This window comes from Burkholderia sp. Nafp2/4-1b, from assembly GCF_003635165.1.
In the GTDB taxonomy this organism is placed as follows: domain Bacteria; phylum Pseudomonadota; class Gammaproteobacteria; order Burkholderiales; family Burkholderiaceae; genus Burkholderia.
On the sequence record NZ_ML058603.1, the window covers coordinates 134,361 to 156,720 of the forward strand.

A 22,360-nucleotide genomic window follows, 5' to 3' on the forward strand; every position below is an offset into this window, starting at 1 on the left:
CGGGCAAGGCACACGCGGGATTGCACGGTGCAGTGACGCGATCCGGTAGCCGAAATAAGAAAGCCCGCATTCAGCGGGCTTTCTTGCTTGGAACAGCGCGGCAACAACACTTAGACGTTGAACAGGAAGTTCATCACATCCCCGTCGTGCACGACGTATTCCTTCCCTTCCGCGCGCATCTTGCCGGCTTCCTTCGCACCCTGTTCGCCCTTGTAGGTGATGAAGTCGTCGAACGCGATCGTCTGCGCGCGAATGAAGCCGCGCTCGAAGTCGGTGTGGATCACGCCGGCTGCCTGCGGCGCGGTGTCGCCGATGTGGATCGTCCACGCGCGCACTTCCTTCACGCCCGCGGTGAAGTACGTCTGCAGGCCGAGCAGCTTGAAGCCCGCGCGGATCACGCGGTCGAGGCCCGGCTCCTGCATGCCCATGTCGGCGAGGAACGCTTCCTTGTCCGCATCGTCGAGATCGGCGATTTCCGCTTCGATCGCCGCGCACACCGCGACCACCGGCGAGTTCTCGCTTTCCGCGTACTTGCGCACCGCTTCGAGGTGCGGGTTGTTCTCGAAGCCGTCGTCCTTCACGTTCGCGACGTACATCGCCGGCTTCGCGGTGATCAGGCAGAACGGCTTGAGCAGCGCCTGGTCGTCGTCCGACAGATCGAGGCCGCGCACGGCCTTGCCCTGGTCGAGGTGCGCGCGCACCTTCTCGAGCACCGCGGCGAGCTTCACGGCTTCCTTGTCGTTGCCCGACTTCGCAGCCTTCGAGTAGCGCGTGAGCGCCTTCTCGACGGTGGCGAGGTCGGCGAGCGCGAGTTCGGTGTTGATCACTTCGATGTCGTCGATCGGGCTGACCTTGCCGGCGACGTGGATGACGTTGTCGTCTTCGAAGCAGCGCACGACGTGCGTGATCGCGTCCGTTTCGCGGATGTTCGCGAGGAACTGGTTGCCGAGGCCTTCACCCTTGCTCGCGCCCGCGACGAGGCCGGCGATGTCGACGAATTCGACGACGGCCGGCACGACGCGCTCGGGCTTCACGATTTCGGACAGCGCCTTCAGGCGCGTGTCGGGCACTTCGACGATGCCGACGTTCGGCTCGATCGTGCAGAACGGGTAGTTCTCGGCGGCGATGCCGGCCTTGGTCAGCGCATTGAACAGGGTGGACTTGCCGACGTTGGGCAAGCCGACGATGCCGCATTTGAGACTCATGGAATCCTTCGAACGGGTGAGGCGGCGCGGCCGGACGAAGCGCGGCGGCGCGGGAAAATGGGGACGGCCGGCGCTCGGAGCGCGGCGGGCCGACGTTCAAAGGCGCTATTGTACCGTGCCGGCGCCACGCTTTCCGGCCTTCCCCCGAACGGCCGATGCGACGGGCCGCCGCGCTGCCGGGCCCGTCCGCGATTCTGCTGATTTCCCGCAAAGTCCGGCCGCGTAAGGGATTGGCCCCGCGGCTATAATGCCCGCCATGACTGCCCACCACACCTTCGACGTCGCCGTGGTCGGCGGCGGGCTCGTCGGCAAGACGGCCGCGCTCGCGTTGACCCAGTCCGGCTACAAGACCGCCTTGCTCGCCCAGCCGGCTACGCCGCGCCCCGCCGATCTCGCGTTCGACACGCGCATCTACGCGCTGTCGTCCAGCTCGCAGGCGTTGCTCGAGCGGCTGCGGGTCTGGCAGGCGCTCGATCACGGCCGGCTCGCGCCCGTCTACGACATGCGGGTGTACGGCGATGCGCACGCGGAACTGCATTTCTCCGCGTACCAGGCATCGGTGCCGCAGCTCGCGTGGATCGCCGAATCGTCGCTGATCGAGACATCGCTCGATGCCGCACTGCGGTTCCAACCGAACCTCACGTGGTTTGATGCGCGGGCGCAGGGCTTCGACGTGCGCGACGACGCAGCCGTGCTCACGCTGTCGTCGGGGCAAGTGCTCGAAGCGGATCTCGTCGTCGGCGCCGACGGTGCGCATTCGTGGGTGCGTTCCCAAATGGGGGCCAAGGTCGAGCGGCGCGATTACCGGCAGACGGGTGTCGTCGCGAACTTCAAGGCATCGCTGCCGCACCGCGAGACGGCCTGCCAGTGGTTTCACGACGGCGAGATCGTCGCGCTGCTGCCGCTGCCGGACGGTCACGTGTCGCTCGTGTGGTCCGCGCACACCGCGCATGCGGACGAACTGCTCGCACTCGATCCCGCGCAGCTCGCGGCCGAAGTCGAGCGCGTGTCGCACGGCCAGCTCGGCACGCTCGAATGCGTGACGCCCGCGGCCGGCTTCCCGCTCGCGCTGCAGACCGTCGACAAGCTGATCGCGCCGCGCGTCGCGCTGGTCGGCGATGCCGCGCACCTGATCCACCCGCTCGCAGGGCAGGGGATGAACCTCGGGCTGCGCGACGTCGCCGCGCTCGCCGATGCGATCGCGAACAAGGAAAGCTTCCGCAACCTCGGCGATACGGTGCTGCTGCGCCGCTACGAGCGCTCGCGCCGCGAGGACATCCGCGCGCTGATGGTGGCGACCGACGGGCTGCAACGGCTGTTCGCGGTTCCCGGCTCGTTCGCGAAGGCGGTGCGCAATGCGGGCATGGCGTTCGTCGGCGCGCAACCGCTCGTGAAGCGCTGGCTCGTGTCGGCCGCGCTGGGCTGATCGAACCTTCGCGTCCCCGGCCTGTCGGACAGGGTCCCGTTACGGCGTACACTGTGACGTGCACTCCGATTGAGCTGAAGGAACAACAGGATGAAAAAAACGATCCGCATCGCCTCGCTGGCGCTGGCCGTCACGATGGCGACGCTCGGCTGCACCGCGCAGGCCGACCAAACCACCGACAAGCTGAAAGCGACGCTGCAGGCACGTCTCGGCAGCGACGCGCCGATCAAGAGCGTGTCGAAATCGCCGGTCGCGGGCCTGTACGAAGTGAATCTCGGCACGCAGATCATCTATAGCGATGCCGCGGGCGACTACGTGCTGCTCGGCGATCTCGTCGACACCAAGACGCACAAGAACCTGACCGACGCGCGCCTGTCCGACCTCAACAAGATCGATTTCGCGAGCCTGCCGCTCGACAACGCGATCAAGGTCGTCAAGGGCAACGGCGCACGCAAGATCGCGGTGTTCTCCGATCCGAACTGCCCGTACTGCAAGCGCCTCGAGACGACCCTGCAGTCGGTCGACAACGTGACCGTCTACACGTTCCTGTACCCGGTGCTGTCGCCCGATTCGACCGCGAAGTCGAAGGCGATCTGGTGCGCGACCGACCGCGCGAAATCCTGGCAGGGCTGGATGCTCGACCATCGCGTACCGACCGGCGCCGGCACCTGCGATACGACCGCACTCGACAAGAACCTCGCGCTCGGCCGCGGGATGAACGTCACCGGCACGCCGACGATCTTCTTCCCCGACGGCCGTCGCCTGCCGGGCGCGGTGTCGGCCGACCAGCTGAACCAGGCGCTCGCGTCGAGCAAGTAACCGACCGGCCAGCCGGGCCGCGTGGCCTGGCCAGCGAGGGGCGCCCGCGATATCCGCCGGCGCCTCTCTTCGTTTCCGCCGCCATGTTCCGTCCGATTTTCGACTGATTTTCGACCGACTCCCACGATGACCCAGCCGATCCGTTACTCGATTGCCCCGAAAGATCTTGCCGCGCACCTGTTCGAAGTGTCGGTGACGGTCACCGATCCCGATCCCGAAGGCCAGCGCTTCTCGTTGCCCGTGTGGATTCCGGGCAGCTACCTCGTGCGCGAGTTCGCGCGCAACATCGTGACGCTTGCCGCGTTCAACGACGCGGGCCGCAAGGTGCGGGTCGCGAAGATCGACAAGAACACGTGGCAGGCCGCGCCGGTGAACGGCGCGATCACGCTGCGCTACGACGTGTACGCGTGGGACCTGTCGGTCCGTTCCGCATATCTCGACGAATCGGGCGGCTTCTTCAACGCCACGGCCGTGTTCCTGAGCGTGGCCGGCCGCGAGGACGCGCCCTGCGAAGTCGACATCGCCAAACCGGCGGGCCCGGCCTTCCGCACGTGGCGCGTCGGTACGTCGCTGCCCGAGGCACGCGGCACCAAACGCTACGGATTCGGCGCGTATCGTGCATCGAACTATGACGAACTCACCGATCATCCGGTGACGATCGGCGAGTTCGCGCTGGCGACGTTCGACGCGCACGGCGTGCCGCACGACATCGTGATCGCCGGGCGCGTGACGCAGCTCGACATGGAGCGGCTGCGCACCGACCTGAAGCGCGTGTGCGAAGCGCAGATCGCGCTGTTCGAGCCGAAATCGAAGAAGGCGCCGATGGATCGCTACGTGTTCATGACGCTCGCGGTCAGCGACGGCTATGGCGGCCTCGAGCACCGTGCGTCGACCGCGCTGATCTGCAACCGCACCGACCTGCCGGTGAAAGGCCGGCCGGAAACGACGGAAGGCTATCGCACGTATCTCGGCCTGTGCAGCCACGAGTATTTCCACACGTGGAACGTGAAGCGCATCAAGCCGGCCGCGTTCGTGCCGTACGACCTCGCGCGCGAAAACTACACGTCGCTGCTGTGGCTGTTCGAGGGCTTCACGTCGTATTACGACGACCTGATGCTCGTGCGCAGCGGGCTGATGTCGCAGGACGAATATTTCGCGGCGCTCGGCCGCACCATCGGCGGCGTGCTGCGCGGCACGGGGCGCTTGAAGCAGAGCGTCGCCGAAAGCTCGTTCGACGCATGGATCAAGTACTACCGTCAGGACGAGAACGCGACCAACGCGATCGTCAGCTACTACACGAAGGGCTCGCTCGTCGCGCTTGCATTCGATCTCGCGATCCGCGCGCAGTCGCGCAACCGCAAGTCGCTCGACGACGTGATGCGCGTGCTGTGGGAGCGCTACGGTCGTGAGTTCTATCGCGGCAAGCAGGCGGGCGTCGAGGAAAACGAGGTCGAGGCGCTGATCGAGGAAGCGACGGGCGTCGCGCTCGGCCGGCTGTTCGCCGATGCCGTGCACGGCACGCGCGACCTGCCGCTCGCCGACCTGTTCGCACCCTTCGGCGTGACGCTCACGCCCGAGATCGCGGCGGGCGCACTCGCCAAGCCGACGATCGGCGCGCGCCTGCGCGGCGGTGCGGACTGCACGCTGGCGGCGGTCTACGAAGGCGGCGGCGCGCATCGCGCGGGGCTGTCGGCCGGCGACACGCTGATCGCGCTCGACGGGCTGCGCATCACTGGTACGAACCTCGATACGCTGCTCGCGCGCTACCGGCCGGGCGACAAGATCGAGGTGCACGCGTTCCGCCGCGACGAGCTGCGAACCGTGAAACTGAAGCTGGACGGGCCGGAAGTCACGCGCTACCGGCTCACGGCGGCCGCGAAGCCGGCCGCCATGAACAAGGCCCGGGAAGCCTGGCTGAAGGGCTGAAAGGGCTGAACGTGCGAAAGCGGGTTTCGGGGCGCGACCATGGATTGTTCTGCTGGTGCAACAATCCGTCGCCCTGAACCCGCTTTTTCGCGATCATGCGGCCACGCACAATGGCGTCACTCGCGCTACCGAAGCGCAACCTAACTGGAGCCTGACATGACGACCATTCTGCAAATCAATTCCGCGGCCCGCTCGCAAGGTGCGCAGTCCACGCTGCTGTCCAACGAACTGACGGCAAAGCTGCAACAATCGAACCCCGGCTCGAAGGTCGTGGTTCGCGATCTGCTGGCCGATGCGCTGCCGCACCTGGACGAGTCGGTGCTCGGCGCGTTCTTCACGCCGGCCGACCAGCGTAGCGCGGAACAGAATGCGATCGTCGCGAAGAGCGATGCGCTGATCGCCGAACTGCAAGCCGCCGACATCATCGTGATCGGCGCACCGATGTACAACTTCGGCGTCTCGTCGCAACTGAAGACGTATTTCGACTGGATCGCCCGCGCAGGCGTCACGTTCCGCTATACCGAGAACGGTCCGGAAGGCCTGATCAAGGGCAAGAAGGTTCACGTGGTGACGGCCCGCGGCGGCAAGTACCTCGGTACGCCGAACGACAGCCAGACGCCGTACCTGCGCTCGTTCCTCGGCTTCATCGGCCTGACCGACGTGAGCTTCATCCACGCCGAAGGCCTGAACCTCGGCCCGGATGCACAGAGCGCCGCGCTCGCCAGCGCACGCGAAGCGATCGCTGCGTTGTAAGATCGACGTGGGTGCATCGCACCTGCCGCGTGGTCAGAAGAAAAAACGCCGCGTCCCGACAGGGGCGCGGCGTTTTTGCATGTCAGCCGGCGAAGGACCCGCCAAGGCCGTTACGCGAGCGTCTCGGCGGTTTCCGGCAGGCGCCAGTCGATCGGTTCGCGGCCGGCTTCGACCAGATAGTCGTTCGCGAGCGCGAAGTGGCGGCAACCGAGGAAGCCGCGGTGCGCGGATAGCGGAGACGGATGCGGCGCCTCGAGCACGCAGTGCGCGTTCGCATCGAACAGCGCGCGCTTCGCCTGCGCATGCGCGCCCCACAGCATGAACACGAGCCCGCGATGGCGGTTGGCGAGTTCGCGAATCAGCGTGTCCGTGCATTGCTCCCAGCCGCGCTTCGCATGGCTCGCGGCCGCGCCGCGCTCGACCGTCAGCACGGTGTTGAGCAGCAGCACGCCCTGGCGCGCCCAGGTATCGAGACAGCCGTGACGCGGGGTGTCATGGCCGAAATTCGCGGCGATTTCCTTGAAGATGTTGCGCAGCGACGGCGGCGTGCGCACGGCCGGCGGCACCGAGAACGCGAGGCCATGCGCCTGCGGCGTGCCGCGATCGTCGCCGTGGTACGGGTCCTGGCCGAGGATCACGATCTTCACGTCGTCCGGGCTCGTCAGGCGCAGCGCACGGAACACGTCGGTCGGGTAGACCGCCTTGCCGGCCGCACGCTCGTCGTCGACGAAGCGGCACAGCGGCGCATACGCGTCGCTGTCGGTGAAGGGTTTCAGCACGTCGCGCCACACAGCCGGCAGCGCATCGAATTGCGCGGCGAGGTGCGGGACGTCCGCAGCCACGGGCGCAACGGGCTGCGGCGCGGCGGAAAACGCGGCTTCAGCCGCCGGGGCTTCGGCCACCGGAGCGGCCGCGGCCTGCTTTGCGCGCTTGCGCCCGGCTGCGGCCGGCGCGGGCGCCGGGGCGGAAACATCGTCCTGCGCCGTTGCCGGCACGGGATCGTCGAACAGCGACGCCTGCTGCGGCGTGCGGAGAGTCTTGCGGGTTGCCATGCGTGATGCGTGTTTATTGCGCGCGCAGCCGGTAGCCGCGTTGCGCCTTGCTGATGTTTTCGGGGGCGAGGCCCGGCAGCGCTTGCTGCAGTTCGGCGGCGAGTGTCGCGAGTGCCGCTTCCGGGCCGTCGATCAGTTCGAGTTCGATTTCGCTGATCGGTTCGCGGCGCGTATCGTGTTCCGCGTGGACGACGATCTCGCCGACGTCCACCGCGGCCTCGACGGTTGCGCCGCCGATTGCGATGCGCCACAGCGTACGCGAAAAATCAGTCCGGAACAGCGCGTGCAGCGCGGGCGCCGCATCGCGCAGCGCGCCGGCGGCCTCCGGCACGTCGCACGCGGCGACGAGCGCGTCGATTTCGAGCGCATCGCCGGCAACGGGCAGCTCCCATTCGTGGCGGCGATGCAGGCCGGCTTCCGCGCTGCCGACCGTCTTGAAGGTCTGCAGCCAGCCGTGCGGCGTGCGGCGCACGCGCACCGCGCTCTTCGAGCGGGCCAGCGCGAGCTCGGGCGTGTCGTAATAGACGTTCGCGAGCGTGATGACCTCGCCGGCTTCGCCGGTCAGCGTCTCGAAAAAGCGTCGCGCCGCATCGACCTGGCCGGCCGGCAGCGCGAGCTTGATTTCCTGTTCGATCGCCATCAGAAGAACATCCGCGCGAGTTCCTCGCCCGGCTGGTCGGCGCGCATGAACGCCTCGCCGACGAGGAACGCGTTCACGTTCGCCGCGCGCATCGTGTCGACGTCGGTGCGCGACAGGATGCCCGACTCGGTCACGACCATGCGGTCCGCCGGAACCATGTCGAGCATGTCCAGCGTGGTCTGGATCGTCGTCTCGAACGTGCGCAGGTTGCGGTTGTTGATGCCGACGAGCGGCGTCTTCAGCGTCAGCGCCTGTTCCATCTCGTTGCGGTCGTGAACCTCGACCAGCACCGCGAGGCCGAGCGAGTGCGCGTATGCCTCCAAGTCCTGCATCAGCGGCGTGGCGAGCGCGGCGGCGATCAGCAGGATCGCGTCGGCGCCCATCGCGCGCGCTTCGAGGATCTGGTACGCATCGACGATGAAGTCCTTGCGCAGCACCGGCAGCGTGCAGGCCGCGCGTGCTTCCTGCAGATAGCGCACGCTGCCCTGGAAGAACTGCTCGTCGGTCAGCACCGACAGGCAGGCTGCGCCATGAGCCGCATACGAACGTGCGATGTCGGCCGGCACGAAATGCTCGCGCAGCACACCTTTCGACGGGCTCGCCTTCTTCACTTCGGCGATCACCGCCGCGGTGCCGGCTGCCTGCTTCGCGCGCAGCGCGCCGACGAAGTCGCGCAGGTCGCGCGTCGATGCTTCCAGTTTCAGTGCCTCGAGCGGCGTGCTGCGCAAGGCCGCCGCGACTTCGTCGCGCTTGACGGCGATGATTCGGTCGAGAATGTCGCTCATGTGGATTCCTGCTTGATTCGTAAGGGGAGTCAGCGCTTGAACTGCTGCGTGAAGCGCACGAGTTCGTCGACCTTCGCGCGCGCCTTGCCGCTCGCGATCGCTTCGCGGGCGAGCTGGATGCCGTCCGCGATCGATTCGGCGATATTGGCCGCATAGAGCGCGGTGCCCGCGTTCAGCGTGACGATCTCGCGTGCGACGCCCGGCTGGTTGTCCAGCGCGCCGAGCAGCATCGTGCGCGATTCCTCGGCATTTTCCACCTTCAGCGTGCGGTTCGACACCATCTGCAGGCCGAAGTCCTCCGGATGGATCTCGTATTCGTGCACCTTGCCGTCACGCAATTCACCGACTAGCGTCGCGGCGCCGAGCGACACCTCATCCATCCCGTCCTTGCCGTACACCACCAGCACGTGCTGCGCGCCGAGGCGCTGCATCACGCGCACCTGGATGCCGACCAGGTCGGGGTGGAACACGCCCATCAGCTGGTTCGGCGCGCCGGCCGGATTGGTCAGCGGGCCGAGAATGTTGAAGATCGTCCGCACGCCGAGCTCGCGGCGCACGGCCGCGATGTTCTTCATCGCCGGATGGTGGTTCGGCGCGAACATGAAGCCCATGCCGGTTTCGGCGATCGACGCGGCAACCTGGTCGGGCTGCAGGTCGATGTTCACGCCGAGCGCCTCGAGCACGTCGGCGCTGCCGGACTTGCTCGATACGCCACGGTTGCCGTGCTTCGCGACCTTCGCGCCGGCCGCCGCCGTGATGAACATCGACGCGGTCGAGATGTTGAACGTGTGCGCGCCGTCGCCGCCCGTGCCGACGATGTCGACGAAGTTCGAGTTGTCCGGCACTTCGACGTGGTTCGCGAATTCGCGCATCACGGTCGCGGCGGCGGCGATCTCGCCGATCGTCTCCTTCTTCACGCGCAGGCCGGTGATGATCGCGGCCGCCATCACGGGCGACAGGTCGCCGCGCATGATGAGCCGCATCAGGTGCAGCATCTCGTCGTGGAAGATTTCGCGGTGTTCGATCGTGCGCTGCAGCGCTTCCTGCGGGGTAATCGTCATCGTGCGTCTCCCGTCAGGCGGCCGGCGCGGCCGCACGGGCCGCTGCACGATGCTGTTTCAGGAAATTCTCGAGCAGCGCGTGGCCGTGCTCGGAGAGGATCGATTCCGGGTGGAACTGCACGCCTTCGATCGGCAGCGTCTTGTGACGCACGCCCATGATCTCGCCGTCGTCGGTCCACGCGGACACTTCGAGGCAGTCGGGCAGCGATTCGCGTTCGATCGCGAGCGAGTGGTAGCGCGTGACGTCGAAATGCTTCGGCAGGTCGGCGAACACGCCGCGGCAGTCGGTTTCGATCCGGCTCACCTTGCCGTGCATGATGGTCTTCGCGCGCACCACGCGGCCGCCGAACGCTTCGCCGATCGCCTGGTGGCCGAGGCACACGCCGAGGATCGGCTTCCTGCCCGCGAATTCGCGCAACACGTCGAGCGTGATGCCCGCGTGCTGCGGGTTGCTCGGGCCCGGCGACAGGCAGATGGTGTCGGGGTTCAGGCGCGCGATGTCGTCGAGCGTGATTTCGTCGTTGCGGTACGTATGCACATCCTCGCCCAGTTCGCCGAAGTACTGGACCAGGTTGTAGGTGAACGAGTCGTAGTTGTCGATCATGAGCAGCATGGTCAGTCTCCGGTCAGAAGTCGCTATCGAGGCCGTCCTGGACCTGTTCGGCCGCACGCAGCACCGCGCGCGCCTTGTTCTCGGTCTCTTGCCATTCGGATTCGGGCACCGAGTCGGCGACGACGCCGGCCGCCGCCTGCACGTACAGGTTGCCGTTGTGGATCAGGCCCGTGCGGATCGCGATCGCGAGGTCCATCTCGCCCGAGAACGACAGGTAGCCGACGGCGCCGCCGTACAGCCCGCGCTTGATCGGTTCGAGCTCGTCGATCAGTTCCATCGCGCGCACCTTCGGCGCGCCGGACAGCGTGCCGGCCGGGAACGTCGCGCGCAGCACGTCGTAGTTCGTCATGCCGGGCTTCAGCTTGCCTTCGACCGAGCTGACGATGTGCTGCACGTGCGAGTACTTCTCGATCACCATCTTGTCGGTGACCTGCACCGAACCGATCTCCGCGATGCGGCCGACGTCGTTGCGCGCGAGGTCGATCAGCATCACGTGTTCGGCGATTTCCTTCGGATCGTTCAGCAGTTCGGTCGCGAGTTCGGCGTCGCGCTCCGGCGTGTTGCCGCGCGGACGCGTGCCGGCCAGCGGACGAATCGTGACGATCTGGTCGTCGCCGCGCTTTTCCTGGCGCACCAGGATTTCGGGCGACGCGCCGACCACGTGGAAATCGCCAAAATTGTAGTAATACATGTACGGCGACGGATTCAGCGAACGCAGCGCGCGATACAGCGACAGCGGATTGTCGCGGTACGGCTTCGTCAGCCGCTGGCCGACCTGGATCTGCATCAGTTCGCCGGCCGCGATGTATTCCTTCGCCTGACGCACGGCGGCCAGATAGTCGTCCTTCTTGAACTCGCGGAAGGTTTCGGTGCGCACGCTCGCCGACGTGACGGGCGGCTGCACGGTCGTGCGCAGGCGCTGCTTCAGCTCGCGCAGGCGCTGCTTCGCCTTCGTGTAGGCCTCGGGCTGGGCCGGATCCGCGTAGATGATCAGATAGAGCTTGCCGGCGAGATTGTCGATCACCGCGACTTCCTCGGTGAGCAGCAGCTGGATGTCGGGCAGGCCGAGATCGTCGCGCGGCGCGGTGTTCGCGAGCTTCTTCTCGATGTAGCGCACCGCGTCGTAGCCGAAATAACCGGCGAGGCCACCGCAGAAGCGCGGCAGGCCCGGGCGCTGCGCGACCCTGAAGCGCGCCTGGAACGACTCGATGAACTCGAACGGATCGCCGTCGTGCGTCTCGACGACCTGGCCGTCGCGCACCACTTCGGACACGCCGTTGCGGGTGCGCACCAGCGTGCGGGCCGGCAGGCCGATGAACGAATAACGGCCGAAGCGTTCGCCGCCGACCACTGACTCGAGCAGGAACGAGTTGGCGCCCGCGCGTTCAGGCTGGGCCAGCTTCAGGTAGAGGGACAGCGGCGTTTCGAGGTCGGCGAGCGCTTCCGCGATCAGCGGGATGCGGTTGTAGCCTTCGTTCGCGAGCGATTGGAATTCGAGTTCGGTCATGTTCCGGTCCTGTTCGGGACGAGCGGCGCGTGCGCCAGGGATCACTTGACGCTGCGCGCGTTGCCGTCGGCGAAAGGGCGGTCCATCGAGAAGTGCCTGTTGCCGATCGGCATTCCGGGCGTGAGCATCGCGAGCCTGCGGCCGCTCCTGAACGCAAGCGTTCGGACGCGGTAGAACCCGAGGTGGTGCGACGATCGGCGCGCGGATGCGCAGCGAGATAAAAAACGGCGCTGAAGACTTGCTTCAGCGTACCCCATCGAAGAGGTTAGCGCGACCAGCGACGCCAGGGCCAGGCTCCCCGGTCGATGCTGCTCAGACTCCGTTTTTTATTCAGAAACATGCGGATGGAAGAAATAATCAGATGGTTGGCCGGCCGGCGTTGTGCGCGGTGATCGCGCGTGCTGCGACCAGCAACGAATCGACTATACCATCCGAATTTATCGTTTGTATAGCTTTGCCATGGTTGTAGCCGTACGGCACCGTCAGCGTTGCCATTCCGGCCGCGCGGCCCGCCAATGCGTCGTTTTCCGAGTCGCCGATTGCGACCGCCGCGTCCGGCGCGACCCCGAGCGCGTCACATGCGGTGAGCATCGGCAGCGGATCGGGCTTCTTGCGCGCGACGCTGTCGCCGCCCAGCACGATGCCGAAGCGATCGATCAGCCCGTATTGCTCGAGCAGCTCGATCGCGAAGCGGTGCGGTTTGTTCGTCACGCACCCGAGCCGGATGCCGGCCGCGCGCAACGCATCGAGACCGGCCGTGACGTCGGGATAGAGGCGCGTGTGACGACCGTTGATCTTCGCGTACTCGGTCTGGTAGATCGCGAGCGCGTCGTCGAAGCGTGCATGCGCTTCGTCGGGCGCGAAGCGCGGCTTCAGCACGCTCTGGATCAGATGTTCGGAGCCCTTGCCGACGTAGCCGATCACCTCGTCGCGCGACGTGGCCGGCGCGCCGAGCTGCGCGAGCATCCCGTTCAGCCCGGCTGTGAAATCGTCGGCCGTGTCGACCATCGTACCGTCGAGGTCGATCAGCGCCGCGTCGATGCGCGGCGCCGCGAAACGGATCGGGTCGTCGGCTTCGGCCGGTGCATGACCGGCCAGCGAGGAATCGGCCACGGCATCAGCTCCGCTCGACGGTCGCGAGCGCGGCGCGCATCTCGTCGATCACCTTGCGGTAGTCGGGCTTGCCGAAGATCGCCGAACCCGCGACGAAGGTATCCGCGCCGGCTGCCGCGATTTCCGCGATGTTGTCGGTCTTCACGCCGCCGTCCACCTCGAGCAGGATCTCGCGGCCGGTGCGCTCGGTGTACGCGTCGATGCGGGCGCGCGCTTCGCGCAGCTTGTTCAGCGTTTCCGGGATGAACGACTGGCCGCCGAAGCCGGGGTTCACCGACATCAGCAGCACGAAGTCGAGACGGTCCATCACGTGGTCGAGATAATTCAGCGGCGTGGCCGGGTTGAACACGAGGCCGGCCTTGCAGCCGTGGTCGCGGATCAGCGACAGCGTGCGGTCGATGTGGTCAGAGCCTTCCGGGTGGAAGCTGATCAGGTTCGCGCCGGCTTTCGCGAAATCGGGCACGATCCGGTCGACCGGACGCACCATCAGGTGCACGTCGATCGGCACCTGCACGTGCGGGCGGATCGCCTCGCACACGAGCGGGCCGATCGTCAGGTTCGGCACATAATGGTTGTCCATCACGTCGAAGTGAATCCAGTCGGCGCCGGCGGCGACCACGTTGCGGACTTCTTCGCCGAGCCGTGCAAAGTCGGCCGACAGGATGCTGGGAGCGATGCGGAATTGAGTCATGACAGGGGAGCGGGGACGCTGCGGCGCAAAACCGCCATTCTACCGTCCGGCGACCCGGTGCGCGGCGCGGGCCGTGCGGTTGCGGCCCGATTCCGCATAGAATGCCGAACCAATGCGGCGCGCCCGCGGCCTCGCCGGTCGACTCGGCGCGGGCGGTTACCTACAGCGGAAACACCATGAGTCAGTATCAGTTCACCGTTTCGGTGAAAACCAGCTACTTGCCGGAACAATCCGACCCCGATCGACGTCAATACGCATTCGCGTACACGCTGACCATCCGCAATACCGGGCAGGTCGCGGCGCAGCTGATCGCGCGTCACTGGATCATCACGGACAGCGAAAACCACGTGCAGGAAGTGAAAGGGCTCGGCGTCGTCGGGCACCAGCCGCTGCTGCAGCCGGGCGAACAGTTCGAATATACGAGCTGGGCCGTGATCGCGACGCCGGTCGGCACGATGCGTGGAGCGTACTTCTGCGTGGCCGAGGACGGCGAGCGGTTCGACGCGCCGGTCGACGAGTTCGCGCTGCACATGCCGCGCACGCTGCATTGAGCGTGCGGGGCCGGTCAGCGTGGCTGGCGGTCGTTGCTGCGGGCGTGCTTCTTCCTGCCCGACGACGTCCACACGACGATGAAGATCAGCAGGGCAAGCGCTACGAAAGCTTCGAGCGCGAAGATGAGCATCGGATATTGGTCGAGAAAATCTGACATGGCGGTTTCCATCAAGAACGGACATTGTATGTGGTTTGGGCCCCGGCTGGCCGGCTGGGTTGCAGCGGCTGCGACGGCCGCGCTGCTGGCCGCGTGCGGCAGCGCGCCGACGCGAACGTCGACGCTCAAGCCGCCGACCGGCACGGCGATCGTGCCGGGGCAGGTCGCCGCGAAGCGGCTGACGCCGGTCGCGTGGCAGCAGGTGCCGGGCTGGCAGGACGATTCGCTGCTCGGCGCGACAGCCGCGCTGCGGCAGAACTGCGTGCGGCTCTCACGCCAGCCGGCATGGCAGCGCGCGTGCGCGGCGGCCGAACGCCTCGACGAACTCGACGTCAGCAGCGCGCGTGCATTCTTCGAAACGTATTTCACGCCGTTTCAGTTCGCGAACACCGACGGCACGCTCGACGGGCTCGTGACCGGCTATTACGAGCCGCTGCTGCACGGCTCACGCGTGCGTCGCGGTCCTTACCAGTACGCGCTGTACCGCTGGCCGGCCGGCTATCGCGCCGGCGCCGCGCTGCCCGCTCGCGCGCAGCTCGAGCGCGCCGGCATCCTGAACGGCAACGAACTCGTGTGGGTCGATGACCCGATCGAGGCGTTCTTCCTGCAGGTGCAGGGTTCGGGGCGTGTGCTGCTCGACGACGGGTCGGTGATGCGCGTCGGCTTCGGCGGCACCAACAACCAGCCGTACCGCTCGATCGGCAAGTGGCTGCTCGATCGCGGCGAGCTGACGCCCGCGCAGGCGACGATGCAGGGCATCAAGGCATGGGCAAAGGCGAACCCGACGCGCGTCGATGCGTTGCTCGACACGAATCCGCGCTTCGTGTTCTTCCGCGACATGCCGACGAAGGAAGACGCGCCGCACGGCGGCGCGGACGGCCCGATCGGCTCGCTTGGCGTGCCGCTCACGCCGGAGCGTTCGATCGCGGTCGATCCGTCGTCGATCCCGCTCGGCACGCCGGTGTTCCTGCAGACCACGCGTCCGCTCACGAACACGCCGATGAACCGGCTCGTGTTCGCGCAAGATACGGGTTCCGCGATCAAGGGCGGTGTGCGCGCCGACTATTTCTGGGGGCTGGGCGACGACGCCGGCGACCAGGCCGGACGGATGAAGCAGGTCGGCCGGATGTGGCTGCTGTTCCCGAATTCGTGATGCACGGCGGCGCGGGCTGCCCGGATGGTGGCTCGTGAACGAGACGCGGCATGGATGGCACGCCTCCTGCGCGTGGGGCGTGCCGGTCTGATCGCCGGTGTGCCGATGTGATTTCAGTTCGCGTGATGCTGTGCGTGTCACGTCGAACGACGCTTTCGAGTAAAGCAGCCCGATCGGCGTTGGCCGACCGGGCTGTTTCATTTGGCGGCACGGATGCGCCGCCGCGCGACGTACGCGCGGCGAACGACCTCAGCCCTTGCGTTTGTCGATCACGCGGCGTGCCTTGCCGACCGAGCGTTCGATCCCGTTCACGGGCAGCACGTCGATCACGGCGGTCACGCCGATCAGCGACTTGATGTCGTGTGCGAGCGCCTGTTTGGCCGCGTGGATCGCCGCCGTATCGGGCGCCGTGTCGGGGCATGGCTCGACGTTGAGCGTCAGCACGTCGAGCGGCCCTTCCTTGGTCAGCACGATCTGATAGTGCGGCGCGAGCGCGCGCTGCTTGAGCAACTGCTCCTCGATCTGCGTCGGGAAGACGTTGACGCCGCGCACGATCATCATGTCGTCCGACCGCCCGGTGATCTTTTCCATCCGGCGCATCGTGCGCGCGGTACCCGGCAGCAGGCGCGTGAGGTCGCGCGTCCGGTAGCGGATGATCGGCAGCGCTTCCTTCGTCAGCGACGTGAACACCAGCTCGCCGAGTTCGCCGTCCGGCAGCACTTCGCCGGTTTCGGGGTCGATGATTTCCGGATAGAAGTAGTCTTCCCAGATGGTCGGGCCGTCCTTGGTCTCGACGCATTCCGATGCGACGCCCGGGCCCATCACTTCCGACAGCCCGTAGATGTCGACCGCGTCGATGCCCATCCGCTGCTCGATGGCCACCCGCATGTCGTTGGTCCACGGTTCCGCGCCGAAGATGCCGATGCGCAGCGAACTTTGTGCGGGATCGAGGCCCTGGCGCTCGATCTCGTCGGCGATCGACAGCATGTAGCTCGGCGTCACCATGATGATGTCGGGCCGGAAATCCTGGATCAGCTGCACCTGCTTCTCGGTCTGGCCGCCGCCGAACGGGATCACCGTCAGCCCCGCGCGTTCGGCGCCGTAGTGGGCGCCGAGCCCGCCGGTGAAGAGCCCGTAGCCGTAGCTGACGTGAACCTTGTCGCCGCGCCGCGCGCCGGCCGCGCGGATCGAGCGCGCGACGAGATTCGCCCACGTGTCGATGTCGCGCGCCGTATAGCCGACGACCGTCGGTTTGCCGGTCGTACCCGACGATGCATGGATGCGCGAGATCTGGTCCTGCGGCACCGCGAACATCCCGAACGGGTAGCTGTCGCGCAGGTCGCTCTTGGTCGTGAACGGGAAGCGCGACAGATCGGATAGCGTCTTCAGGTCGTCGGGATGCACGCACGCTTCGTCGAACTTGCGGCGATAGACGGGAGAGTGCTCATACGCATGCCGGAGCGACCATTTCAGGCGCTCGAGCTGCAGCGCGGTCAACTCGTCGCGTGACGCGGTCTCGATCGGCTCGAGCGGTAGCGGGGTAGTCATGCCTGTCTCCAGTGATTGTTATGAGCGCGCCGCGTACGTCAGCGATCTTCGGGAAGGACCGCGCCCTTGATCTGGGCCGATTTGCCGCGAAACATCGCGACCGTTTCGCCTGCCTGGTTCGTGACGCGGATGTCGTAGATGCCGTGCCGGCCGCTGCGCGTCTGCTCGATTGCCTCGGCCGTCAGCAGGTCGTTGCCGAATACGGGACGCAGGTATTCGATCGAGCAGCCTGCCGCAACGGTGTTCAGGTTGTACGAGTTGCACGCGAACGCAAACGTCGAATCGGCGAGCGTGAAGATGATGCCGCCGTGGCAGGTCTGGTGCCCGTTCAGGAATTCCGGCCGGACTCGCATCTGCAGGCGTGCGTAGCCCGCGCGCACTTCGGCGATTTCCATGCCGAACGCGCGGCTGCAGGCGTCCGCGTCGTACATGGCTCGCGCGGTCGCACGAGCGAGCGCGTCGGGGTCGCGCGTGTCGGTGGAGGCCGTCATGTCAACGCCCCTCGAAGCGCGGCGCACGCTTCTCGATGAACGCCTTCACACCTTCCGCGTAGTCGTACGACTGGCCGAGCTTGCGCTGCAGGTCGCGCTCGAGGTCGAGTTGCTGGTCGAGCGTGTTCGTGACGCTGTCGCGCATCGCCTGCTTGATCGATGCGATCGCGAGCGTCGGTTGCTGCGCGAGCTGGTTGGCGACCTGGCGCGCCGATGCGGCGAGCGCATCGTCGTCGACCGCGCGCCAGATCAAGCCCCATTGCTCGGCCTGTTCGGCGCCGAGCTTGTCACCGGTCAGTGCGAGCCCCAGCGCGCGTGCCATGCCGATGCGTTGCGGCAAGAACCATGTGCCGCCCGAATCGGGCACGAGCCCGATCTTGACGAACGCCTGGATGAAGCTGCTCGAGCGCGCCGCGAAGACGATGTCGCAGGCGAGCGCCAGATTCGCGCCGGCGCCGGCCGCCGTGCCGTTGACGGCGGCGATCACCGGAATCGGCATGCGTTGCAGGCGGCGGATCAGCGGATTGAAATGCTCGTCGATCAGCGTGCCGAGGTCGGTGGATGCGCCCGGCGTGAAGTCGAGATCGGCCAGATCCTGGCCCGCGCAGAAGCCGCGCCCCGCACCCGTCAGGATCAGCGCACGCGCGCCGGTTGCTTCGACTTCATCGAGTGCCGACTGCAGTTCGCGGTGCATCGCCCGCGTGAAGCTGTTCAGCTTGTCCGGACGGTTGAGGGTGATCGTGGCCACGCGGGCAGCCTGATCGATATCCAGCTGGATCGCCTGATATGACATGCGGTGTCTCCTTCATGACTTCGTTATAGGCGCGCGTCGCGTCGGTTACACGCGTTCGATCGCGATCGCGATGCCCTGGCCGACGCCGATGCACATCGTACAGAGCGCAAAGCGGCCGCCCGTACGCTCGAGCTGATGAAGCGCGGTGGTCACGAGCCGGGCGCCCGACGCGCCGAGCGGGTGGCCCAGCGCAATCGCACCGCCGTTCGGGTTCACGCGCGGATCGTCGTCGGCGACGCCGAGCATGCGCAGCACCGCGAGACCTTGCGACGCGAACGCTTCATTCAGTTCGATCACGTCGAACTGTTCGATCGACATGCCGAGCTGGCGCAACAGTTTCTGCGTGGCCGGCGCCGGACCGATGCCCATCACGCGCGGCTCGACGCCGGCGGTTGCCATGCCGACGACGCGTGCGCGGCGGCGCAGCCCGTATTGATCGGCTGCCTGCGCGTTCGCGAGCAGCAGCGCGCATGCGCCGTCGTTGACGCCCGATGCGTTGCCGGCGGTCACCGAGCCGTCCGGGCGCACGACGCCCTTCAGCTTCGCGAGCGCGTCGAGCGACGTTTCGCGCGGATGCTCGTCGACCGAGACGACGAGCGCGTCGCCCTTCTTCTGCGCAATCGTGACCGGGACGATTTCCGCGGCGAGCGTGCCGTCCTGCTGCGCACGCGCGGCCTTCTGCTGGCTGCGCAGCGCGAACAGATCCTGGTCGGCGCGGCTGATGCCGTAGTCGACCGCGACGTTTTCGGCCGTCTCGGGCATCGAATCGACACCGTATTGCTGTTTCATCAGCGGATTGACGAAACGCCAGCCGATCGTCGTGTCGAACATCGCGGCCTGACGCGCGAACGCGCTGGCGGCCTTGCCCATCACGAACGGCGCGCGCGTCATGCTTTCGACGCCGCCCGCGATCATCAAGCGTGCCTCGCCGGCCTTGATCGCGCGCGCGGCGGTGCCGACGGCGTCCATGCCCGAGCCGCACAGCCGGTTCAGCGTCGTGCCCGGCACGGCGGTCGGCAGGCCCGCGAGCAGTGCGGACATGCGCGCGATGTTGCGGTTGTCCTCGCCGGCCTGGTTCGCGCAGCCGTAGATCACGTCATCGACCGCGGACCAGTCGACGTTGCGGTTGCGCTCGATCAGTGCCTTGAGCGGCACTGCGCCGAGATCGTCGGCGCGCACGTCTTTCAGGGCGCCGCCGTAGCGGCCGATGGGGGTGCGAATCGCGTCGCAGATGTAGGCGTCGGTCATGGGCGTGTCGATGTGGAGCAACGAACCCGCCGGCTGGCGGATTCGTTCATGGTAGAGAAGGTGGCCGCGTTTGCACGTCGGCCATTCGGGTTATGCCGTCTGGCCGGCTTCCGCGGGGACTGCCTTCGGCGCAACATGGACGCGGCTTTGTACCACGCGGAACCGGTTGGCGACGAACGCCGGGTCGGCCAGCGCTGCGTTCGCGGCCGGGTTCGCGCCCGTGCCGTGGAAGTCGGAGAACGCGGCCGACTGGTTGACGAACACGCCGCCCGTCAGGTTGATCGACAGCGCGACGCCGCCGCGCACCGCTGCATCGTGTGCCGCGTCGAGCACCTCGTCGTCGGTGCTGTACACGGAGAGCGTGAGCGCGCCGTGCTCGGCGGCGATGTCGCCGGCGAGTTCGAGCGACTGCGCGGTCGAGTCGGTCGCGATCACGAACGAGATCGGGCCGAACCACTCCTGCGTGAATTTCGCGCGGTCGGCCACGTCGAGCTGCAGCACGAGCGGGGTGCGCACGCGCGCGTCGGCGAACATCGGGTGCTGAAGCGTCTGGCTGTCGGCGAGCACGCGGCCGAGCTGGCGGGCATCGTCGATGCGTGCGGTCACGCCGTCGTTCTGGATCGCGCCGATCAGCTCGACCGAGCGCGCCGGGTCGCCGGTCAGCTTTTGTACCGAGACGGCGATCGCCTGGGCGACCTCGTCGAAGCTCGCGTGACCGTCTGCGGTCCGGATGCCGTCGCGCGGCACGTAGATGTTCTGCGGTGCCGTGCACATCTGGCCGGAGTAGAGTGCCAGCGAGAACGCGATGTTCTTGGTCGCGGCCTTCAGGTCGTCGGTCGAGTCGATCACGATCTGGTTGACGCCGGCCTTCTCCGTATACACCTGTGCCTGATGGGCATGGCGTTCGAGCCACGTGCCGTTTTGCGTACTGCCGGTGAAGTCGATCAGCTTGATTTCGGGGCGCAGCGCGAGATCCTGCACGAGGGCGCCGTCGTTCGGTTCGGTCGCGAGGAGCGTGACGACGTTCGGGTCGAAGCCGGCTTCGCGCAGCACGTCGCGCGCGATGCGGACCGTGATCGCGAGCGGCAGGATTGCACCCGGGTGGGGTTTGACGATCACCGTGTTGCCGGTCGCCAGGTCGGCGAACAGGCCGGGGTAGCCGTTCCAGGTCGGGAACGTGCAGCAGCCGAGCACGAGGCCGGTGCCGCGCGGGACGATCGTATAGCGCTTGTGCATCGCGAGCGGCGGGTTCTTGCCTTGCGGCTTTTCCCAGTGCGCGTCGGCCGGGATGCGGCGCAGTTCGTCCCACGCATAGGCGACCGCTTCGAGCGCACGGTCCTGCGCGTGCGGGCCGCCGGCCTGGAACGCCATCATGAACGCCTGGCCGGTGGTGTGCATCACGCTGTAGGCGATCTCGAAGCTTGCGCGGTTCAGCCACGCGAGGATTTCGAGGCTGACGCCGATCCACGCGCTCGGGCCGGCTTCACGCCATGCACGCTGGGCAGCGGCCGCCGCGGCAATCAGTTCGTCGGGCGTCGATTTCGGATAGCGGATGCCGAGCGCGATCCCATAAGGCGACTGTTCCGCGCCGACGGTTCCGCCGGATGCCGGCTGGTCGAGCTCGAACGTGTTGCCGAGGTGCGCGTTGAACGCTGCCTCGCCATCGGCGTTGGCGCTTTCCCCGTACACTTTGGGACTCGGCATTTCCGCGAACGGGCTCCAGTACCCGCGGCTCTCGATGGCGGCGAGGGCGTGTTTCAGCGTGGCTTCGTGCTTCGTGAACAGTGCATGGGTCATGGCGGCAGCCTGATGAACGTTGAGAGGGATTGGATCGATTAATTAACCGACCGGTTGGTCGGAGAATGGTAGCATCAAACTATTCGCATGTGCGAGGCGTTTCTCATTTCATTGATCGAGGAGAAATAGATGTCTTACGAGAACATCCTGGTGGAGACCCGGGGGCGAGTCGGGCTGGTCACGCTCAATCGCCCGAAGGCGCTGAATGCGCTGAACGATGCACTGATGGATGAATTGGGCGCGGCGCTGAAAGCATTCGACGCGGACGATGAAATCGGCGCGATCGTCGTGACCGGCAGCGAGAAGGCGTTCGCCGCCGGCGCCGACATCGGCATGATGGCGACCTATTCCTATATGGATGTTTACCGCGGCGACTACATCACGCGTAACTGGGAGACCGTCCGCGAGATCCGCAAGCCGATCATTGCTGCCGTGGCGGGCTTCGCGCTCGGCGGCGGCTGCGAACTCGCGATGATGTGCGACATCATCTTCGCGGCCGACACGGCCAAGTTCGGCCAGCCCGAGATCAAGCTGGGCGTGATGCCGGGCGCGGGCGGCACGCAGCGCCTGCCGCGTGCGGTGTCGAAGGCAAAGGCGATGGACATGTGCCTGACCGCGCGCTTCATGGATGCGGCCGAGGCGGAACGAGCAGGGCTGGTGTCGCGTGTGCTGCCGGCAGACAAGCTGCTGGACGAAGCGATTGCGGCTGCGACGACGATCGCCGAGTTCTCGTTGCCGGCGGTCATGATGGTCAAGGAGTCGGTGAACCGCGCGTACGAGACGACGCTGGCCGAAGGCGTTCATTTCGAGCGTCGCCTGTTCCACTCGCTGTTCGCGACCGAAGATCAGAAGGAAGGGATGGCGGCCTTCGTCGAGAAGCGCAAGCCGGTATTCAAGCACCGCTGATTCGGCGACGTCGGGGCGGTGTCTGGCGAAACCGTTGCTGGTCGCTGGCGTGAGCGCCCGATGCAATGACCCCGAAGTCCCCGTGCGCGGCAGCGCACGGGGGTTTTTCAAAATATTTTCACAA

Annotated in this window: 22 protein-coding genes; 7 read left to right on the top strand and 15 right to left on the bottom strand. The window is 66.7% G+C overall.

Going from position 1 to position 22,360, the window contains the following annotated elements:
* Nucleotides 1-110: 110 nt before the first annotated feature.
* Nucleotides 111-1,205, bottom strand: a complete 1,095-nt coding sequence (ychF, locus tag C7H84_RS12865; protein WP_121859147.1) for a redox-regulated ATPase YchF — start codon at nt 1,203-1,205, stop codon at nt 111-113.
* Nucleotides 1,206-1,452: 247 nt separating this feature from the next.
* Here ychF and C7H84_RS12870 point away from each other — a divergent pair, with 247 nt between their 5' ends.
* From C7H84_RS12870 to C7H84_RS12885, 4 genes are all read left to right on the top strand, one after another.
* Nucleotides 1,453-2,631: a UbiH/UbiF family hydroxylase gene (locus tag C7H84_RS12870; RefSeq protein ID WP_121859148.1), complete on the top strand. Its 1,179-nt coding sequence runs from the start codon at nt 1,453-1,455 to the stop codon at nt 2,629-2,631.
* Nucleotides 2,632-2,721: 90 nt separating this feature from the next.
* Nucleotides 2,722-3,450, top strand: a complete 729-nt coding sequence (locus C7H84_RS12875) for a DsbC family protein (RefSeq protein WP_121859149.1) — start codon at nt 2,722-2,724, stop codon at nt 3,448-3,450.
* Between the two features lie 126 nt (nt 3,451-3,576).
* Nucleotides 3,577-5,376 carry a PDZ domain-containing protein gene (locus C7H84_RS12880; protein ID WP_121859150.1) on the top strand — a complete coding sequence of 600 codons (1,800 nt, stop codon included), beginning with the start codon at nt 3,577-3,579 and terminating at the stop codon, nt 5,374-5,376.
* A 156-nt stretch (nt 5,377-5,532) separates the two neighbouring features.
* Nucleotides 5,533-6,129, top strand: coding sequence for an NAD(P)H-dependent oxidoreductase (locus tag C7H84_RS12885; RefSeq protein WP_121859151.1), 597 nt, complete (start codon nt 5,533-5,535; stop codon nt 6,127-6,129).
* A gap of 110 nt (nt 6,130-6,239) precedes the next feature.
* On the opposite strand, the gene C7H84_RS12890 is transcribed toward C7H84_RS12885, so the two are convergent.
* The 8 genes from C7H84_RS12890 to rpe all read right to left on the bottom strand — a co-directional run bounded on the left by C7H84_RS12890 (nt 6,240) and on the right by rpe (nt 13,591).
* Nucleotides 6,240-7,181: a uracil-DNA glycosylase gene (locus C7H84_RS12890; protein WP_121859152.1), complete on the bottom strand. Its 942-nt coding sequence runs from the start codon at nt 7,179-7,181 to the stop codon at nt 6,240-6,242.
* Nucleotides 7,182-7,194: 13 nt separating this feature from the next.
* Nucleotides 7,195-7,821 (bottom strand): CYTH domain-containing protein, encoded by a 627-nt coding sequence (locus C7H84_RS12895; RefSeq protein ID WP_121859153.1) that lies wholly within the window; start codon nt 7,819-7,821, stop codon nt 7,195-7,197.
* Nucleotides 7,821-8,606 carry an indole-3-glycerol phosphate synthase TrpC gene (gene trpC, locus C7H84_RS12900; RefSeq protein ID WP_121859154.1) on the bottom strand — a complete coding sequence of 262 codons (786 nt, stop codon included), beginning with the start codon at nt 8,604-8,606 and terminating at the stop codon, nt 7,821-7,823. The genes C7H84_RS12895 and trpC overlap by 1 nt, the downstream gene beginning before the upstream one ends.
* A 29-nt stretch (nt 8,607-8,635) precedes the next feature.
* A complete protein-coding gene (gene trpD, locus C7H84_RS12905) occupies nt 8,636-9,667 on the bottom strand; it encodes an anthranilate phosphoribosyltransferase (protein ID WP_121859155.1) in 1,032 nt (343 codons plus the stop codon).
* Between the two features lie 13 nt (nt 9,668-9,680).
* Nucleotides 9,681-10,280: an aminodeoxychorismate/anthranilate synthase component II gene (locus C7H84_RS12910; protein WP_121859156.1), complete on the bottom strand. Its 600-nt coding sequence runs from the start codon at nt 10,278-10,280 to the stop codon at nt 9,681-9,683.
* Between the two features lie 13 nt (nt 10,281-10,293).
* Nucleotides 10,294-11,787, bottom strand: a complete 1,494-nt coding sequence (gene trpE, locus C7H84_RS12915) for an anthranilate synthase component I (RefSeq protein WP_121859157.1) — start codon at nt 11,785-11,787, stop codon at nt 10,294-10,296.
* Nucleotides 11,788-12,144: 357 nt separating this feature from the next.
* Nucleotides 12,145-12,900, bottom strand: coding sequence for a phosphoglycolate phosphatase (locus C7H84_RS12920; RefSeq protein WP_121859158.1), 756 nt, complete (start codon nt 12,898-12,900; stop codon nt 12,145-12,147).
* Nucleotides 12,901-12,904: 4 nt separating this feature from the next.
* The gene (gene rpe / locus C7H84_RS12925) at nt 12,905-13,591 is read right to left on the bottom strand and encodes a ribulose-phosphate 3-epimerase (protein ID WP_011883156.1); all 687 of its coding nucleotides are present in this window, start codon (nt 13,589-13,591) and stop codon (nt 12,905-12,907) included.
* 176 nt (nt 13,592-13,767) lie between these two features.
* Here rpe and apaG point away from each other — a divergent pair, with 176 nt between their 5' ends.
* Entirely contained in the window at nt 13,768-14,142 is a 375-nt protein-coding gene (gene apaG / locus C7H84_RS12935) for a Co2+/Mg2+ efflux protein ApaG (RefSeq protein WP_057924835.1), read from the top strand.
* 14 nt (nt 14,143-14,156) lie between these two features.
* Here apaG and C7H84_RS37160 read toward each other — a convergent pair whose 3' ends face one another.
* Nucleotides 14,157-14,300 (bottom strand): hypothetical protein, encoded by a 144-nt coding sequence (locus C7H84_RS37160; RefSeq protein WP_240462024.1) that lies wholly within the window; start codon nt 14,298-14,300, stop codon nt 14,157-14,159.
* A gap of 28 nt (nt 14,301-14,328) precedes the next feature.
* Here C7H84_RS37160 and C7H84_RS12940 point away from each other — a divergent pair, with 28 nt between their 5' ends.
* Nucleotides 14,329-15,453, top strand: coding sequence for an MltA domain-containing protein (locus C7H84_RS12940; protein ID WP_240462025.1), 1,125 nt, complete (start codon nt 14,329-14,331; stop codon nt 15,451-15,453).
* Between the two features lie 249 nt (nt 15,454-15,702).
* On the opposite strand, the gene paaK is transcribed toward C7H84_RS12940, so the two are convergent.
* The 5 genes from paaK to paaN form a co-directional block, all read right to left on the bottom strand.
* A complete protein-coding gene (gene paaK, locus C7H84_RS12945) occupies nt 15,703-17,001 on the bottom strand; it encodes a phenylacetate--CoA ligase PaaK (RefSeq protein ID WP_121859159.1) in 1,299 nt (432 codons plus the stop codon).
* Nucleotides 17,002-17,039: 38 nt separating this feature from the next.
* Nucleotides 17,040-17,492, bottom strand: a complete 453-nt coding sequence (gene paaI, locus C7H84_RS12950) for a hydroxyphenylacetyl-CoA thioesterase PaaI (RefSeq protein ID WP_121859160.1) — start codon at nt 17,490-17,492, stop codon at nt 17,040-17,042.
* A 1-nt stretch (nt 17,493) separates the two neighbouring features.
* Nucleotides 17,494-18,285 carry a 2-(1,2-epoxy-1,2-dihydrophenyl)acetyl-CoA isomerase PaaG gene (gene paaG / locus C7H84_RS12955; protein ID WP_121859161.1) on the bottom strand — a complete coding sequence of 264 codons (792 nt, stop codon included), beginning with the start codon at nt 18,283-18,285 and terminating at the stop codon, nt 17,494-17,496.
* A 45-nt stretch (nt 18,286-18,330) separates the two neighbouring features.
* Nucleotides 18,331-19,533 (bottom strand): 3-oxoadipyl-CoA thiolase, encoded by a 1,203-nt coding sequence (pcaF, locus tag C7H84_RS12960; protein ID WP_121859171.1) that lies wholly within the window; start codon nt 19,531-19,533, stop codon nt 18,331-18,333.
* A gap of 90 nt (nt 19,534-19,623) precedes the next feature.
* Nucleotides 19,624-21,330: a phenylacetic acid degradation protein PaaN gene (gene paaN, locus C7H84_RS12965; protein ID WP_121859162.1), complete on the bottom strand. Its 1,707-nt coding sequence runs from the start codon at nt 21,328-21,330 to the stop codon at nt 19,624-19,626.
* Nucleotides 21,331-21,459: 129 nt separating this feature from the next.
* On the opposite strand from paaN, the gene C7H84_RS12970 reads away from it, so the two are divergent.
* Entirely contained in the window at nt 21,460-22,236 is a 777-nt protein-coding gene (locus C7H84_RS12970; RefSeq protein WP_121859163.1) for an enoyl-CoA hydratase, read from the top strand.
* Nucleotides 22,237-22,360: the final 124 nt, after the last annotated feature.

Excerpts from the sequence above, each read along its gene's own strand:
- ychF (WP_121859147.1), bottom strand. The coding sequence starts at position 1,205 with ATGAGTCTCAAATGCGGCATCGTCGGCTTGCCCAACGTCGGCAAGTCC.
- C7H84_RS12870 (WP_121859148.1), top strand. The coding sequence starts at position 1,453 with ATGCCCGCCATGACTGCCCACCACACCTTCGACGTCGCCGTGGTCGGC.
- C7H84_RS12875 (WP_121859149.1), top strand. The coding sequence starts at position 2,722 with ATGAAAAAAACGATCCGCATCGCCTCGCTGGCGCTGGCCGTCACGATG.
- C7H84_RS12880 (WP_121859150.1), top strand. The coding sequence starts at position 3,577 with ATGACCCAGCCGATCCGTTACTCGATTGCCCCGAAAGATCTTGCCGCG.
- C7H84_RS12885 (WP_121859151.1), top strand. The coding sequence starts at position 5,533 with ATGACGACCATTCTGCAAATCAATTCCGCGGCCCGCTCGCAAGGTGCG.
- C7H84_RS12890 (WP_121859152.1), bottom strand. The coding sequence starts at position 7,181 with ATGGCAACCCGCAAGACTCTCCGCACGCCGCAGCAGGCGTCGCTGTTC.
- C7H84_RS12895 (WP_121859153.1), bottom strand. The coding sequence starts at position 7,821 with ATGGCGATCGAACAGGAAATCAAGCTCGCGCTGCCGGCCGGCCAGGTC.
- trpC (WP_121859154.1), bottom strand. The coding sequence starts at position 8,606 with ATGAGCGACATTCTCGACCGAATCATCGCCGTCAAGCGCGACGAAGTC.
- trpD (WP_121859155.1), bottom strand. The coding sequence starts at position 9,667 with ATGACGATTACCCCGCAGGAAGCGCTGCAGCGCACGATCGAACACCGC.
- C7H84_RS12910 (WP_121859156.1), bottom strand. The coding sequence starts at position 10,280 with ATGCTGCTCATGATCGACAACTACGACTCGTTCACCTACAACCTGGTC.
- trpE (WP_121859157.1), bottom strand. The coding sequence starts at position 11,787 with ATGACCGAACTCGAATTCCAATCGCTCGCGAACGAAGGCTACAACCGC.
- rpe (WP_011883156.1), bottom strand. The coding sequence starts at position 13,591 with ATGACTCAATTCCGCATCGCTCCCAGCATCCTGTCGGCCGACTTTGCA.
- apaG (WP_057924835.1), top strand. The coding sequence starts at position 13,768 with ATGAGTCAGTATCAGTTCACCGTTTCGGTGAAAACCAGCTACTTGCCG.
- C7H84_RS37160 (WP_240462024.1), bottom strand. The coding sequence starts at position 14,300 with ATGTCAGATTTTCTCGACCAATATCCGATGCTCATCTTCGCGCTCGAA.
- C7H84_RS12940 (WP_240462025.1), top strand. The coding sequence starts at position 14,329 with ATGTGGTTTGGGCCCCGGCTGGCCGGCTGGGTTGCAGCGGCTGCGACG.
- paaK (WP_121859159.1), bottom strand. The coding sequence starts at position 17,001 with ATGACTACCCCGCTACCGCTCGAGCCGATCGAGACCGCGTCACGCGAC.
- paaI (WP_121859160.1), bottom strand. The coding sequence starts at position 17,492 with ATGACGGCCTCCACCGACACGCGCGACCCCGACGCGCTCGCTCGTGCG.
- paaG (WP_121859161.1), bottom strand. The coding sequence starts at position 18,285 with ATGTCATATCAGGCGATCCAGCTGGATATCGATCAGGCTGCCCGCGTG.
- pcaF (WP_121859171.1), bottom strand. The coding sequence starts at position 19,533 with ATGACCGACGCCTACATCTGCGACGCGATTCGCACCCCCATCGGCCGC.
- paaN (WP_121859162.1), bottom strand. The coding sequence starts at position 21,330 with ATGACCCATGCACTGTTCACGAAGCACGAAGCCACGCTGAAACACGCC.
- C7H84_RS12970 (WP_121859163.1), top strand. The coding sequence starts at position 21,460 with ATGTCTTACGAGAACATCCTGGTGGAGACCCGGGGGCGAGTCGGGCTG.